The organism is Rhodobacter sp. P1_C2, from assembly GCF_056406375.1.
In genome coordinates this window covers 153,102-166,869 of sequence record NZ_JBFUAG010000005.1, presented here as the reverse complement: position 1 = coordinate 166,869, position 13,768 = coordinate 153,102, and the positions used below count along the sequence as shown (strand labels likewise).

At 66.0% G+C, this 13,768-nt stretch carries 13 protein-coding genes; 8 read left to right on the top strand and 5 right to left on the bottom strand.

Features of this window, described 5'->3' with window-relative positions:
- Positions 1 to 79: 79 nt before the first annotated feature.
- From AC1DZT_RS09910 to AC1DZT_RS09885, 6 genes are all read left to right on the top strand, one after another.
- On the top strand, positions 80 to 1,408 hold the full coding sequence (locus tag AC1DZT_RS09910) for a sugar ABC transporter permease (RefSeq protein WP_478006460.1): 1,329 nt from the start codon (positions 80 to 82) through the stop codon (positions 1,406 to 1,408).
- 10 nt (positions 1,409 to 1,418) lie between these two features.
- Positions 1,419 to 2,183, top strand: a complete 765-nt coding sequence (locus tag AC1DZT_RS09905; RefSeq protein WP_478006459.1) for an ATP-binding cassette domain-containing protein — start codon at positions 1,419 to 1,421, stop codon at positions 2,181 to 2,183.
- Positions 2,183 to 3,622 (top strand): xylulokinase, encoded by a 1,440-nt coding sequence (gene xylB, locus AC1DZT_RS09900; protein ID WP_478006458.1) that lies wholly within the window; start codon positions 2,183 to 2,185, stop codon positions 3,620 to 3,622. The genes AC1DZT_RS09905 and xylB overlap by 1 nt, the downstream gene beginning before the upstream one ends.
- Before the next feature lie 7 nt (positions 3,623 to 3,629).
- Positions 3,630 to 4,931 (top strand): xylose isomerase, encoded by a 1,302-nt coding sequence (xylA, locus tag AC1DZT_RS09895; protein ID WP_478006457.1) that lies wholly within the window; start codon positions 3,630 to 3,632, stop codon positions 4,929 to 4,931.
- A 100-nt stretch (positions 4,932 to 5,031) separates the two neighbouring features.
- On the top strand, positions 5,032 to 6,354 hold the full coding sequence (locus tag AC1DZT_RS09890; RefSeq protein WP_478006456.1) for a vanadium-dependent haloperoxidase: 1,323 nt from the start codon (positions 5,032 to 5,034) through the stop codon (positions 6,352 to 6,354).
- Positions 6,355 to 6,356: 2 nt separating this feature from the next.
- Positions 6,357 to 7,994 (top strand): CRTAC1 family protein, encoded by a 1,638-nt coding sequence (locus tag AC1DZT_RS09885; RefSeq protein ID WP_478006648.1) that lies wholly within the window; start codon positions 6,357 to 6,359, stop codon positions 7,992 to 7,994.
- A 176-nt stretch (positions 7,995 to 8,170) separates the two neighbouring features.
- On the opposite strand, the gene AC1DZT_RS09880 is transcribed toward AC1DZT_RS09885, so the two are convergent.
- The 3 genes from AC1DZT_RS09880 to AC1DZT_RS09870 all read right to left on the bottom strand — a co-directional run bounded on the left by AC1DZT_RS09880 (position 8,171) and on the right by AC1DZT_RS09870 (position 10,322).
- Positions 8,171 to 9,208, bottom strand: a complete 1,038-nt coding sequence (locus tag AC1DZT_RS09880) for a zinc-dependent alcohol dehydrogenase family protein (protein WP_478006455.1) — start codon at positions 9,206 to 9,208, stop codon at positions 8,171 to 8,173.
- Positions 9,209 to 9,288: 80 nt separating this feature from the next.
- Positions 9,289 to 9,528, bottom strand: coding sequence for a phosphoribosylformylglycinamidine synthase subunit PurS (purS, locus tag AC1DZT_RS09875; RefSeq protein ID WP_478006454.1), 240 nt, complete (start codon positions 9,526 to 9,528; stop codon positions 9,289 to 9,291).
- Positions 9,529 to 9,560: 32 nt separating this feature from the next.
- Complete coding sequence (locus tag AC1DZT_RS09870; protein ID WP_478006453.1) at positions 9,561 to 10,322, bottom strand: phosphoribosylaminoimidazolesuccinocarboxamide synthase; 762 nt, start codon at positions 10,320 to 10,322, stop codon at positions 9,561 to 9,563.
- Between the two features lie 229 nt (positions 10,323 to 10,551).
- On the opposite strand from AC1DZT_RS09870, the gene AC1DZT_RS09865 reads away from it, so the two are divergent.
- Positions 10,552 to 10,866 carry a DUF1476 domain-containing protein gene (locus AC1DZT_RS09865; RefSeq protein WP_478006452.1) on the top strand — a complete coding sequence of 105 codons (315 nt, stop codon included), beginning with the start codon at positions 10,552 to 10,554 and terminating at the stop codon, positions 10,864 to 10,866.
- 46 nt (positions 10,867 to 10,912) lie between these two features.
- A complete protein-coding gene (gene bmt / locus AC1DZT_RS09860; RefSeq protein WP_478006451.1) occupies positions 10,913 to 11,929 on the top strand; it encodes a betaine--homocysteine S-methyltransferase in 1,017 nt (338 codons plus the stop codon).
- Between the two features lie 83 nt (positions 11,930 to 12,012).
- Here the strand turns inward: bmt and AC1DZT_RS09855 are convergent, their stop codons facing one another.
- Entirely contained in the window at positions 12,013 to 13,104 is a 1,092-nt protein-coding gene (locus AC1DZT_RS09855; RefSeq protein ID WP_478006450.1) for a PA0069 family radical SAM protein, read from the bottom strand.
- A gap of 39 nt (positions 13,105 to 13,143) precedes the next feature.
- A complete protein-coding gene (locus AC1DZT_RS09850; protein ID WP_478006449.1) occupies positions 13,144 to 13,668 on the bottom strand; it encodes a hypothetical protein in 525 nt (174 codons plus the stop codon).
- Positions 13,669 to 13,768 lie beyond the last annotated feature (100 nt).

Here is a 13,768-nt window from a genome sequence, read left to right as displayed (position 1 = left end):
GGACGCCGCGGCACCATGCCATGCCCTGCCACATGAAAATACATCGTTTCAATGGTCCGACCAAGAGGAGGATGAGCGCATGAGCGATCATACCCGACCGACCACCCCGCTGGGTGCCAGCGACACCCATGCCCACCCCGTCCAGCGTTTCCTGAAAGCCACCGAGATCGACACCCGCCTTCTGGGCATGGCCGGCGCGCTGCTGGCGATCTGGCTTGGCTTTCACTTCTACGGCGTGATCTTCCGTGACGGCGGTTCGTTCCTGACGCCGCGCAACCTGTGGAACCTGTCGGTCCAGACCTCCTCGATCGGGATCATGGCGACGGGGATGGTGCTGATCATCGTCACCCGCAACATCGACCTGTCGGTCGGTTCAGTGCTGGGCTTCACCGCGATGATCATGGGCGTGCTGCAGGTCAATATCCTGCCGCAGTATCTTGGCCTTGGCCATCCGATGATCTGGGTGATCACGGTCATCGTCGGCATGTTGCTGGGGCTTGTGGTCGGGGCGGCCAATGGCTGGCTGATCGCCTATCGCGGCATCCCCTCCTTCATCGTCACCTTGGGCGGCCTGATGTTCTTCCGCGGCGCGGCTTTCCTGGTCGCCAATGGCAAGACCATCTCGCCGGTCGATGCGGATTTTGCCCTGCTGGGCGGCGGGCCCTATGGCGCCATCGGCTTCTGGGGCAGCTGGATAGTCGGCATCATCGGCTGCATCGGCGTTCTGTTGATGATGCGCTCGGGCCGGGCCAACCGGCAGAAGCACCAGTTCGCGCTGCGCCCGGTCTGGGCCGAGACGCTGATGGCCGTGGTCGGCTGCGGGCTGATCCTCGGGGCGACGCTCCTGGTGAACTCCTACCCCTGGCCGGTCGGCATCGTGAAGAACTATGCGGCCGCCAACAACATCACCGTGCCGCCGGAAGGCCTGTTCATCAGCCACGGCTATGCGATCCCGGTGCTTCTCCTGGCCTTCGTCGGCCTCGCCATGACCTTCCTGATGACCCGCACCCGCTTTGGCCGCTATGTCTTTGCGATCGGCGGCAACCCCGAGGCTGCGGCCCTCGCCGGCATCAACACCAAGTGGATGCTGGTGCGGATCTATGCGCTGATGGGGATGTTGACCGGGCTTTCGGCGGTGGTCTCCTCGGCCCGCCTGAACTCGGCCACCAACGCGCTTGGCGTCTCGGACGAGCTTTACGTCATCGCGGCGGCGGTCATCGGCGGCACCTCGCTGGCCGGTGGTGTCGGCACGATCTACGGCGCGATCCTCGGCGCGCTCGTCATGGAAAGCCTGCGCACCGGCATGGTGCTGATCGGCTTTGACACCGCGATCCAGAGCATGGTGGTCGGCGCGGTCCTCGTCGTGGCCGTCTATGTCGACAACATCTACCGCAGCAAAACCAAGTAAGGGGCGTATCATGGCACAACACGTCAAAGGCACCCCGCTGGTCGAGATGCGCGACATCTCGATCGCGTTCGGCGGGATCAAGGCGGTCGATCACGTCACGATCGACCTGCACCCCGGCGAGGTCGTGGGCCTCTTGGGTCACAACGGCGCCGGCAAGTCCACCCTGATCAAATGCCTGTCGGGCGCCTACAAGGCCGACAGCGGCCAGATCCTGATCAACGGCCAGGAGGTCGAGATCAACAACCCGCGCGACGCCCGCGCCCAGAACATCGAGACGATCTACCAGACCCTCGCGCTGGCTGACAATCTGGACGCCGCCTCGAACCTCTTTCTCGGGCGGGAACTGGTCTCGGCACGCGGTTTCCTCGATGAAAGCGCGATGGAGGCCGAGACGCGCAAGATCATGGGCCGTCTCAACCCGAACTTCCGCAAGTTCAACGTTCCGGTCTCGGCCCTGTCGGGCGGGCAGCGCCAGTCGGTCGCCATCGCCCGCGCGGTCTATTTCAACGCCAAGATCCTGATCATGGACGAACCGACCGCCGCCCTCGGCCCGCACGAGACGCAGATGGTTTCGGACCTGATCGAGGAGCTGAAGGCGCAGGGCCTCGGCATCTTCCTGATCGAGCATGACATCCACAACGTCATGAAGCTCTGCGACCGCGCCTCGGTGATGAAGAACGGCCAACTGGTCGGCACGGTGAATGTCGACGAGGTGACCGACGAGGATATCCTGGGGATGATCATCCTCGGCAAGAAACCGGCAAAGGCTTTGTGATGTATATCGGACTGGACCTCGGCACGTCGGGCCTCAAGGGCATTCTCATCAACGACGATCAGAAGGTGCTGGCGGAAGCCACCTCCCCCCTGACCGTCGAACGCCCGCATGAGGGCTGGAGCGAGCAGGCCCCCGACAGCTGGATCACCGCCGCCGAGGCGGTGATGGACAAGCTTGCCGCCTTCGGGCTGGGGTCGGTGCGCGGCATCGGGCTTTCGGGCCATATGCATGGGGCGACCCTGCTCGATGCCGCCGATGACGTGCTGCGCCCCTGCATCCTGTGGAACGACACCCGTTCGCACGAGGAAGCGGCGGAACTCGACGATGACCCGATCTTCCGCCGCCTGACCGGCAATATCGTGTTTCCGGGCTTCACCGCGCCGAAACTCGTCTGGGTGCGCCGGCATGAGCCGGCCATCTGGGACAAGGTCGCCAAGGTCCTGCTGCCGAAAGATTACCTGCGGCTCTGGCTGACCGGCGAACATGTGGGCGAGATGTCGGATGCCGCGGGCACCGCCTGGCTCGACACCGGCAAGCGCGACTGGTCGGACGATCTGTTACAGGCCACCGGCCTTTCGCGCGGGCAGATGCCCCGGCTGGTCGAAGGCTCGCAGGTTTCGGGCAACCTGCGCGGCGAACTGGCCGGGCGCTGGGGCCTGCCCAAGGCCGTGGTCGTGGCGGGCGGCGGCGGCGACAATGCGGCCTCGGGCGTCGGCGTCGGCGTGGTCAAGGCGGGACAGGCTTTCGTCTCGCTCGGCACCTCGGGCGTGCTTTTTGCGGCCAATGACGGCTATCAGCCGGACCCGGCCACCGCTGTCCATACCTTCTGCCATGCCCTGCCCAACACCTGGCACCAGATGGGCGTGATCCTGGCCGCCACCGATGCCCTGAACTGGTATGCCAAGCTCGTGGGCCAGGATGCCGCCACCCTGACCGGCGAGGTCGGCCCCCTGCAAGCCCCCGGCAAGGCGCTGTTCCTGCCCTATCTCGGCGGCGAGCGCACGCCTTTGAACGACAGCGCCATTCGCGGCGCGCTGATCGGGCTGGAACACCAGACCGACCGTGCCGCCGGCACCCGCGCCGTGCTGGAGGGCGTCACCTTCGCCTTCCGCGACAGCCGCGATGCGCTGGCCGCCACCGGGACCAAGCTGGAGACCCTGCTCGCCGTCGGTGGCGGCTCGCGCTCGGACTACTGGCTGAAGGCGATTGCCACGGCGCTGGATTGCCCGGTGCTGGTGCCGGCCGCCGGTGACTTTGGCGGCGCGCTCGGCGCTGCGCGCCTTGGCATGATGGCCGCCACCGGCGCCGGGGCAGAGATCGCCACCATGCCGCCCATCGCCCGCACCATCAACCCCGACACCAGCCTGACCGCCGCCTTCGACGCCGGTCATGCCCGATACCGCGCAGCGCAAGCCGCGATCCAGAACCTAAGTCACTGAGGACGCCATGACCGATTTTTTCAAGAACATCCCCGCTGTCACCTATGAAGGCCCGGACAGCACCAATGAATATGCCTTCCGCCATTACAACCCCGACGAGATCGTCATGGGCAAGCGGATGGAGGACCATCTGCGCTTTGGCGTCGCCTATTGGCACTCCTTCGCGTATCAGGGCCATGACCCCTTCGGCGGCCAGACCCTGCTGCGCCCCTGGTTCGGCGAGACGCTGGAACTGGCCAAGCTGAAGGCCGATGTGGCGTTTGAGATGTTCGACATCCTGAACGCGCCCTTCTACTGCTTCCACGACGCCGATGTGCGCCCCGAAGGTGCCACCTTCAAGGAAAGCACCCGCAACCTCGAAGCCGTGGTCGATTACCTTGGTGAGAAGCAGGCCAGCCACAAGACGCAGCTTCTGTGGGGCACGGCCAACATGTTCTCCAACCGGCGCTGGATGTCGGGGGCGGCGACCAACCCCGATCCGGACGTCTACGCCTATGCCGCCGCCACGGTGAAGGCGAACATGGATGCGACCCACAAGCTGAACGGCGCCAACTACGTCCTCTGGGGCGGGCGCGAGGGCTATGAGACCCTGCTCAACACCGACCTCAAGGCCGAGCGCGAGCACGCCGGGCGCTTCCTGCAGCAGGTGGTGGAATACAAGCACAAGATCGGCTTCAAGGGCACGATCCTGATCGAGCCGAAGCCGCAGGAGCCGTCCAAGCACCAGTATGACTATGACGTGGCAACGGTCTACGGCTTCCTCGTCCAGTTCGGGCTGGAAAAGGAAGTGAAGCTGAACATCGAACAGGGCCATGCGATCCTGGCCGGGCACTCCTTCGAGCATGAACTGGCGCTGGCCTCGGCGCTTGGCATCCTCGGCTCGATCGACATGAACCGGAACGACTACCAGTCCGGCTGGGACACCGACCAGTTCCCCAACAACACCCCGGAAATGGCGCTGGCCTATTACGAGGTGCTGAAGAACGGCGGCTTGCACACCGGCGGCACCAACTTCGACGCCAAGATCCGCCGCCAGTCGCTCGACCCCGAGGATCTGATCCTCGGCCATGTCGGCGGCATGGACACCTGCGCCCGCGCGCTGAAGGCCGCTGCCGCCCTCTTGGAAGACGGCAGCCTCGAGAAGGCCCGTGACGAGCGTTACGCTGGCTGGCAGACCCCGGCCGCACAGGCGATGCTGAAGGGCGGGCTGGCCGAGGCCGCCGCCCGCGTCACCACCGAAGGGCTGGAACCGCAGCCGAAATCCGGCCGTCAGGAGCGGCTCGAGAACCTCTGGAACCGCTTCGTCTGAGGCAGGAACAGAACCGGGGACCTGCGCCTGTCGCGGGCCCCGGGGCTCTGCCCCGGACCCCGGAGTATTTGGGCAAAGAGCAAATGGGGGGTGCGGGGGGATGCTGCGTCGCGAATTTCTGAGGGCCGGCGTGGCCTTGGCCTTGCTGGGCGGAACCGGATCTCTGCGCGCCGAGGCGGCAGACCGGGGTGCCGTGGCGCAGAAGGTGCTGGAGACCTGGTACAAGCTGGCGCTGGAACTGGTGCGCCATACGCCGACCTATACGCCGCCGGTGGCCAGCCGGACCCTCGCCTATCTGGGCGTGGCGAATTTCGAGGCGCTGGCCAGCGGCGATGCGACGCTGAAAAGCCTCGTCGGGCAGTTGCACGGACTGGACGCCCTGCCGCCGCGGATGGCGGGGCAGGATTATGACACGGCGGTGATCCTCAACCAGGTGATGGACCTGCTGATCCATGACCTCTTCTCCAACACCGGGCCGACCGGGCAGCACGCGATGGAAAGCCTGACCAAGCGGCTGACCGACCAAGCGGCGGCGGGGGTGGCGCCGGCGGTGGTCGAGGCGAGCCGCGCCTATGGGGCCGCGCTGGCCCGGGCCGTGCTGGACTGGAGCCGCAGCGACGGCGGCGCCGTCATCGACAACATGGGCTTTCCGCGCAGCTTCACCCTCAACCCGGCGCCGGGGCACTGGCGCCCGACCTCGACCATTGTGCTGCAGCAGGCGCCGCTTCTGCCCGACTGGGGCAAGAACCGCCCCTTCGCCATGCCCGCCGTCGAGAATTGCGCCCTGCCGCCGCCCCTGCCCTTCTCGGAGGACAAGGGCTCGGCCTTCTATGCCGAGGCGCTGGAGGTCTATCAGACCTCCAAGTCCCTGAGCGACGAGCAGAAATCCATCGCGCGCTTCTGGTCGGACGATGCGATGCTGTCCTTTACCCCGCCCGGCCACTGGACCGCGATCCTGAACCAGGCGGCGGCGGAGAAGGCGATGGGCCTGACCGACCATGTCGAGGCGCTGGCCCGGATGGGGATTGCAATGGCCGATGCCTTCATCGGCTGCTGGGCCTCGAAGTTCCAGTATGACCTGATCCGCCCGGTGACCTATATCAAGAAGGTCATCGACCCGACCTGGGAGACCATGCTGACCACGCCGCCCTTCCCGGAATACCCTTCGGGCCATTCGACGCAATCGGGGGCAGCGGCGGCGCTGCTGACCCATCTTTTCGGCGACAATTACGACTTCACCGATGAAAGCCCGACGCCGGACGGCTCGCCCCTGCGGCATTTCCCGAGCTTCGTTGCGGCTTCGAACGAGGCGGCGATCTCGCGGCTCTATGGCGGCATCCATTTCCGCCATGCCATCGAACAGGGCCAGGTCCAGGGCCGCTGCATCGCGGGCTATGCGATTGCCCTGAAGACGCGGGCGTGACCATGCGCCCGCTGATCCTCGCCCTTGCCCTGCTGCCGGCACCTGCCCTGGCCGACACTTCCGCGGCACCCGTGACGGGCCCGGCCAACGCGATCGCAACACCGGCGGCCCCCGCCCTGCCCCCGCCCGTCATCCCCCGCTTCATCGACGAGACCGAGACCGCCGGCATCACCAGCAATTACGCGGGCGACTGGCAGTTCATGACCGGCGGCGGGGTCGCGGCCTTCGACTGTTCGGGCGATGGCAAGCCGGAGCTTTACCTTGCCGGCGGCACCGAGCCGTCGAAGCTTTACCGCAACGATAGTGCGATCGGCGGGGCCTTGAAGTTCACGCTTATTTCCTCGGGGGCCGAGATGGACCGGGTGACCGGGGCCTATCCTCTGGACATCGACGGCGACGGCATCCTGGATCTGGTCGTGCTGCGCTCGGGCGAGGATGTCGTGATGAAGGGCGAGGGCAATTGCCATTTCCACCGCGCCAACGAGGCCTGGGGCTTTGACGGCCGCGACCTCTGGTCCACCGCCTTCGCCGCCACCTGGGAGAAGGGGCAAAGCTGGCCGACGCTGGCCATCGGCACCTATATCGACCGCTTGCAGGAGGATTTCCCCTGGGGGTCCTGCACCGACAATGCGCTTTATCGGGCGAAGGGCGCGGGCTTTGCGGCAGCGCTGCCCCTGAAGCCCAGCTATTGCAGCCTGTCGATGCTGTTCACCGACTGGAACCGCTCGGGCACGCCCTCGCTTCGCGTCTCCAACGACCGCGAGTATTACAAGGGCGGCACCGAGCAGATGTGGCATGTGAACCCTGGCCAGCCACCGGCGCTTTACACCGCGGCGGAGGGGTGGAAGCCCCTGAAGATCTGGGGCATGGGGATTGCCAGTTCCGATGTGAACGGCGACGGCTACCCGGATTACTTCCTGACCTCGATGGCCGACAGCAAGATGCAGGTTATCGCCGGCAAGCCTGATATGGCGACCTTCAAGGACGTGGCCTTTGCCCGCCATGCGATTGCGCAGCGCCCCTATACCGGCGGCGATATCCACCCCTCGACCGGCTGGCATGCCGAGTTTCAGGATGTGAACAACGACGGGCGGCAGGATCTGTTCGTGGCCAAGGGCAATGTCTCCGCCATGCCGGATTTCGCGATGAAGGACCCCAACAACCTGATGTTGGCCCAGCCGGATGGCAGTTTCTACGAGGCGGGCGACAAGGCCGGGGTGGCGAGCATGCGGCAATCGCGCGGCGCCTCGGTGGTGGATCTGAACGGCGACGGGCAGATGGATCTGGTGGTAGTCAACCGCAACGAGGGCGCGCAGGTCTGGCGCAATGCGGGTGAAGGGACCAATGGCGAGAAGCTCGGCCACTGGCTGCAGCTGGCGCTGCATGAGCCGGGTGCCAACCGCGACGCGATCGGCGGCTGGATCGAGGTGCGGGTCGCTGACACGGTTCAGCAGCGCGAGATCACCAGCGGCGGCGGTCATGCCGGCGGGCAACTCGGCTGGTGGCACTTTGGCCTTGGGGCCGCGACGGAAGCCGAGGTCCGAGTGATCTGGCCAGATGGCACGGCAGGCGACTGGGCCAAGGTGAGCGCGGATGGCTTCTATGACCTGACCCGCGATCAGGCGCCGGCCCGGCACTGAGCCCCGAATTTTCTGCGAAAATTCTGGCCCGGTCCTGACCTGTCGTGACTTTTCTCACCCCCGGAGGATTTCACACCCTCCGGACCACCCGTGGGATATTTGGGTCAAGGTGAAGGGGTATTCGGGCGCGCCGCTGAATTGCGCTTTGCCCAAATACTCATTCTTCTTGCGCGGGTTCAGCCGAGAAGGTCGGTGATCACCGCCACACCGGGCGGCATCGGGCCGCCGAAGGCGCGCAGTTCGGTCGTGGCGTCGGAGAGTTTGACCTCGCGCGCCACGATGGGGCGGACGTCGACAGCACCAGTCTCGATCAGCGAGAGAAGCGACGGGTAGCGCCAGGCCGGCATGCCGCGGGTGCCGTAAAGTGCCAACTGCTTCATGTAGACCGCGTTCATGTTGACGGTCATCCGCGCGGTGTGGCCGGTGGGCAGGCCAACCTGGACATGGCGGCCGAGCGGGCGCAGGCATTCGATCGAGGCGTTGACGGTGGCCTCGGTCCCCAGGGCCTCGATCGAGACATGGGCGCCGCCGCCGGTGGCTTCGATGATGCGGGCGGCGGTGTCGCCTTCGGCGGCGTTGATCGCCGCCTCGGCGCCGAGCGATCTGGCATGGGCCAGGCGTTCGGGCACCACATCCACCGCCACGACCCGGGCACCGAGCGCCTTGCCGATCAAGAGGGCGGAGAGGCCGATGCCGCCGGTGCCATGGACGGCCAGCCACTCGCCCGCCTGGATCGCGGCGCGGCCGGTCAGGGCGTGGTAGGCCGTGGTCACCCGGCAGCCGAGGCCCGCGGCCAGCGTGGGCGTCAGGAAATCGGGCAGGCGCGTGAGGTTATGGGCATGCGGCACCGAGACATATTCCGCCCAGGCCCCCGGCTCGCCAAAGCCCGGCACACGCTGCGCCCGGCAGGTCGTGGTCTGGCCAGAGCGGCATTCGGGGCATTCGCCGCAGGCGAGGATGAAGGGCGCGATGATCCTGTCGCCGACCTGCCAGCGCGCAAGGGGGCCAACCGCCACCACCTCGCCGGAATATTCATGGCCGGGAATGGCGCCGGGCTTGACCTTGGGATGTTCGCCGACCCAACCATGCCAGTCGCTGCGGCAGACGCCGCAGGCCAGCACCTTGACCACGACGCCATCCGGCTCGCAGACCGGGTCCGGCACGGTCTCAAGGCTCAGATCGGCCTTGTAGTCTCGGATCACAGCGGCGCGCATAGGTTCCTCCCCCGTTTCGCACAGGGGTGCCGCATCGCGCCGCGAGGGTCAAGTCAGGATGGGCGATGCGCCCATCTTGGTCAGAGGATCTCGACCTTGTAGCCTTCGATGACCGTATTGGCCAAGAGCTTCTCGCACATCGCCTTGACCGAGGCCTCGGCGGCAGCTTCGTCGGTCTCGGCCAGATCGAGTTCGATCACCTTGCCCTGGCGCACCCCGTTGACCCCGGAAAACCCCAGCGTCCCCAAGGCAAAGCGCACGGCCTCACCCTGCACATCCAGCACCCCGGCCTTGAGCATGACGGTCACACGGGCTTTCATTTCATTCCTCCGGAGGTGTTGGATGGGCGGGTTCAGTTGATCAGGGTCGGTTTCGGCGCATGGGTGACGTTGGAGGGCAGAACCCCCAGACGCCGCGCGAGTTCGGTATAGACATCGGCCAGCGGCCCCGGTTCCGGGCTCGAGGCCGCGCCTTCGCTGCGGCGCAGGTCCCAGAGGCGGCAGCTGTCGGGGCTGATCTCGTCGGCCACGATCAGGCGCATGTAATCGCCCTCCCAGATCCGGCCCACTTCGATGCGGAAATCGGCCAGGCGGATGCCGACGCCCAGCATCACGCCGGAGAGGAAGTCGTTCACCCGCAAGGCCAGTGCGATGATATCGTCCAGATCCTGCTGGCTGGCCCAGCCGAAGGCGATGATATGCTCTTCCGAGACCAGAGGCGCGTTCAGCCGCGGATCCTTGTAGTAATATTCGACGATCGGTCGCGGCAGCGCCGTACCCTCGGGGATGCCCAGGCGGCTGGACAGATCGCCGGCGGCAAAGTTGCGCACCACAACCTCCAGGGGCACGATCTCGGCCTCGCGCACCAGCTGTTCGCGCATGTTGATGCGGCGGATGAAATGCGTCGGCACCCCGATCGAGTTCAGGCCGGCCATGAAGAATTCCGACAGCCGGTTGTTGAGCACGCCCTTGCCTTCCGAGGCGAGGTTCTCGCCCTCGGTCGCGGTCGGGCCAGCGGCGCCCTCGTCCTTGAAATACTGCACGAGCGTGCCCGGCTCCGGCCCTTCGTAAAGGATCTTCGCCTTGCCCTCGTAAATCTTCTTGCGCCGTGCCATGAACGCTCCGAACCCATGAGGGGCGCGCGCTTGCCCTGAGCGGCACCCAAGGCGCCGGCCCCTCTTCATTGCGCGCTATATGCCATGACCCGGCCCCCGGCAAGGCGGAACGGCCCGCAAGCCCCGGCAGAAGCCCGGCGGGGCAGGAAATGCCGCGGCTTCCTCTTGCGGTAAGGCCCTGCGAAAGGCATATGGAAGGGGAAACAAACGTGCAGCCGAGGGCCAGACCATGACCACATTCGACGACCGCGCCAATGCTTTTGAAAACAAGTTCGCCCATGATTCCGAAATGCAGTTCCGTGCCGAAGCGCGGCGCAACAAGCTTCTTGGCCTCTGGGCCGCGGGCCTGATGGGCAAATCCGGCGACGAGGCTGCCGCCTATGCGATGGAAGTGGTGAACGCCGATTTCGAAGAGGCCGGCACCGAAGACGTGGTGCGCAAGGTTGCGGGCGATCTGGCCGGCAAGGCCTCGGCCGACGAGGTGCGCAAGCAACTGGCCGATCTGCTGCCCGTCGCCAAAGCCCAGCTGATGACCGAACTCTGATCACGGCCCGACGACTTACGGCCCTCTCTTGAACAAGGAACGCCCCATGGCCCAGGATCTTCTGTCCCGCCTTCTGTCCGAGCGCGACTGGCTTTTGGCCGATGGCGCCACGGGGACCAATCTGTTCAACATGGGCCTCTCCTCGGGCGAGCCGCCCGAGTTCTGGAACATCGAAAAGCCCGACAATATCCGCACCCTCTACCGGGGTGCGGTCAATGCCGGGTCGGATCTGTTCCTGACCAATTCCTTCGGCGGCAATGCGGCGCGTCTGAAGCTGCACAATGCGCAAGGCCAGGTGCGCGAGCTGAACCGCGTTGCGGCCAGCCTTGGCCGCGAGATTGCCGATGCCGCCGGGCGCCCGGTGGTCGTGGCGGGCTCGATGGGTCCGACCGGCGAGATTTTCCAGCCGATGGGCAGCATGACCCATGAGCTGGCGGTGGAGATCTTCCAGGAACAGGCCGAGGCGCTGAAAGAAGGCGGCGCGGATGTGCTCTGGATCGAGACCATGTCCGCCTTCGAGGAATATGCCGCCGCAGCCGAAGCCGCGACGAAGGCGGGCCTGCCCTGGGCCGGCACGATGAGCTTTGACACCGCCGGGCGGACGATGATGGGGATCACCTCATCGGGCCTCGCCGCGATGGTCGAAAAGCTGCCGCATCCGCCGATCGCCTTTGGCGCCAATTGCGGCGTGGGCGCCTCGGACCTGATGCGCACGGTTCTGGGGTTCGAGGCGACAGGAACCTCGCGCCCGATCATCGCCAAGGGCAATGCCGGCATTCCGAAGTACCACGAAGGCCATATCCATTACGATGGCACGCCGGAACTGATGGCCGAATACGCCGTTCTGGCCCGCGATTCCGGGGTCAAGATCATCGGCGGTTGCTGCGGGACGATGCCAGAGCACCTCGCCGCGATGCGCGCCGCGCTGGAGAGCCGGCCGAAAGGGCCGAAGCCCGGGCCGGAGGATATCCAGGCCAAGCTGGGGGCCTTCTCTTCGGCCTCGGATGGCACGGGTGACACCTCGGGCGACCCCAAGCGCGAACGCCGCGGGCGCCGCGGCTAGGCCTTGTGTGAGGAAAGGTAGGATGGGCAATCTGCCCATCTTCGGGACTTCCGGAGGTCTGGAAGATGGGCAGATTGCCCATCCTACAAACCAAGGTCGAGTTGGTCCCCCGCCCGCGCCGGGCATCTGAACAGATCGGTACGCAGCGGCGGCAGCGGCCCTTCGAGGCCCAGCCGCGCGCGTGCGACATGAAAGCGCCGCTTCATCAGCGCGGCCCAGATCCCCTGCCCCTTGAACCTTTGGCCCCAGGTCGCATCGTAATCCTTGCCGCCGTGCAATTCGCGCACCCGCGCCATCACCTTGGCCGCCCGGTCCGGGTAATGCGCCGCCAGCCAGTCTTGAAACAGGGGCGAAACCTCGCGCGGCAGGCGCAGGCTGATATAGCTTGCGGCCACGGCCCCCGCCTCGGCCGCGGCGTCGAGGATCGGTTCCATCTCGTGATCCGACAGGCCCGGGATCAGGGGCGACACCATGACCCGCACCGGCACCCCGGCCTGCGAGAGCCTGCGGATCACCTCCAGCCGGCGCTTCGGGCTGGCAGCGCGCGGCTCCATCCTGCGGGACAGGTCGGCGTCGAGTGTGGTGACCGAGATCCCGACCCGCGTCAGCCCGGCCTCGGCCAGGGGGCGCAACAGGTCCAGGTCGCGTTCGATCAGCGTGCCCTTGGTGGTGATGGCCACCGGGTGCCGAAAGGCCAGAAGCACCTCCAGCACCTCGCGCATCACGCGGTATTCGGCCTCGATCGGCTGATAGGGGTCGGTGTTGGTGCCAAGGGCGATGGTGGCGACCTTGTAGGACTTCGACCGCAGCTCGCGCTCCAGCACCTTGCCGATGCCGGGCCGCGCCACCAGCCGGGTTTCGAAATCAAGCCCCGGCGAGAGGTTCAGATAGGCATGGGTCGGCCTGGCAAAGCAGTAGATGCAGCCATGTTCGCAGCCGCGATAGGGGTTGATCGAACGGTCGAAGGGCAGATCGGGCGAGGTGTTGTAGGTGATGGCCGAGCGCGGGTTTTCCATCCGGGTCTCGGTGCGCACGAGATGCTCTTCCTCCGGGATATCCCAGCCGTCATCATAGGCCACCCGCGAGGTGCCTTCAAAGCGCCCGGTGTCATTGCTGCCCGCGCCCCGCGCGCGCAGCCTTTGGCCGGGAAGGATGCTGCTGTCCTTGGAGGTCATCGCACCAGATTAGAACATTCCACGAACGCGGCCAAGCCCTCATGACAGCTGGGCGTGGCAGGGCGATTTCAGATCCGGCACCAACTCCACCGGCATCACCTGAAACTCGTAGACCAGAAGCGTGCTGAACCCGCGCAGAACCGAAAATTCGTAATGGCCATAGGGCAAGCCGTAGCCTTGACGCGGGGAGGTGCTGATCCAGAAACGTCCATCGCTGGGGAGCCGCATCTGCCAGACATTGACGCCGGAAGGGTCCTCGATGCGCCGGGCGCGCACGATCAGGATCTCGCCCGGTGTGAAGGCGCTCAGCCTTGCGTTGATCCCGATGGCGATACCGGGGGCCGCGGGCACCAGATCGCCCAGATGCACCAGCGGAAAGGGGTTTTCGTAAAGCCCGATTCTCCCCTCCTGCGTGTGAGGGGCGGGTTCGCTGCGATCCGTCGGGAAGTCGCAGTAGAACCCGGCCTCGATCTGCATCCCGACCGTGACCTTGGTCAGATAGGCCCGCGCCGGTGAAGCGAGAAGCAGAGCCGCCAGAACCACCATCGCACCGCGCAAACCCAAGCCCTCATCACAACACCCGAGACCATGAGGCTAATCCCGCCGCCCGGCATCGGACAAGCCATTCCTTGCCTGAAAATGTCGCAACTCATCTCTTGCTGTC

Excerpts from the sequence above, each read along its gene's own strand:
- AC1DZT_RS09855 (WP_478006450.1), bottom strand. The coding sequence starts at position 13,104 with ATGACCTCCAAGGACAGCAGCATCCTTCCCGGCCAAAGGCTGCGCGCG.
- AC1DZT_RS09910 (WP_478006460.1), top strand. The coding sequence starts at position 80 with ATGAGCGATCATACCCGACCGACCACCCCGCTGGGTGCCAGCGACACC.
- purS (WP_478006454.1), bottom strand. The coding sequence starts at position 9,528 with ATGAAAGCCCGTGTGACCGTCATGCTCAAGGCCGGGGTGCTGGATGTG.
- bmt (WP_478006451.1), top strand. The coding sequence starts at position 10,913 with ATGGCCCAGGATCTTCTGTCCCGCCTTCTGTCCGAGCGCGACTGGCTT.
- AC1DZT_RS09905 (WP_478006459.1), top strand. The coding sequence starts at position 1,419 with ATGGCACAACACGTCAAAGGCACCCCGCTGGTCGAGATGCGCGACATC.
- xylA (WP_478006457.1), top strand. The coding sequence starts at position 3,630 with ATGACCGATTTTTTCAAGAACATCCCCGCTGTCACCTATGAAGGCCCG.
- xylB (WP_478006458.1), top strand. The coding sequence starts at position 2,183 with ATGTATATCGGACTGGACCTCGGCACGTCGGGCCTCAAGGGCATTCTC.
- AC1DZT_RS09885 (WP_478006648.1), top strand. The coding sequence starts at position 6,357 with ATGCGCCCGCTGATCCTCGCCCTTGCCCTGCTGCCGGCACCTGCCCTG.
- AC1DZT_RS09865 (WP_478006452.1), top strand. The coding sequence starts at position 10,552 with ATGACCACATTCGACGACCGCGCCAATGCTTTTGAAAACAAGTTCGCC.
- AC1DZT_RS09890 (WP_478006456.1), top strand. The coding sequence starts at position 5,032 with ATGCTGCGTCGCGAATTTCTGAGGGCCGGCGTGGCCTTGGCCTTGCTG.
- AC1DZT_RS09880 (WP_478006455.1), bottom strand. The coding sequence starts at position 9,208 with ATGCGCGCCGCTGTGATCCGAGACTACAAGGCCGATCTGAGCCTTGAG.
- AC1DZT_RS09870 (WP_478006453.1), bottom strand. The coding sequence starts at position 10,322 with ATGGCACGGCGCAAGAAGATTTACGAGGGCAAGGCGAAGATCCTTTAC.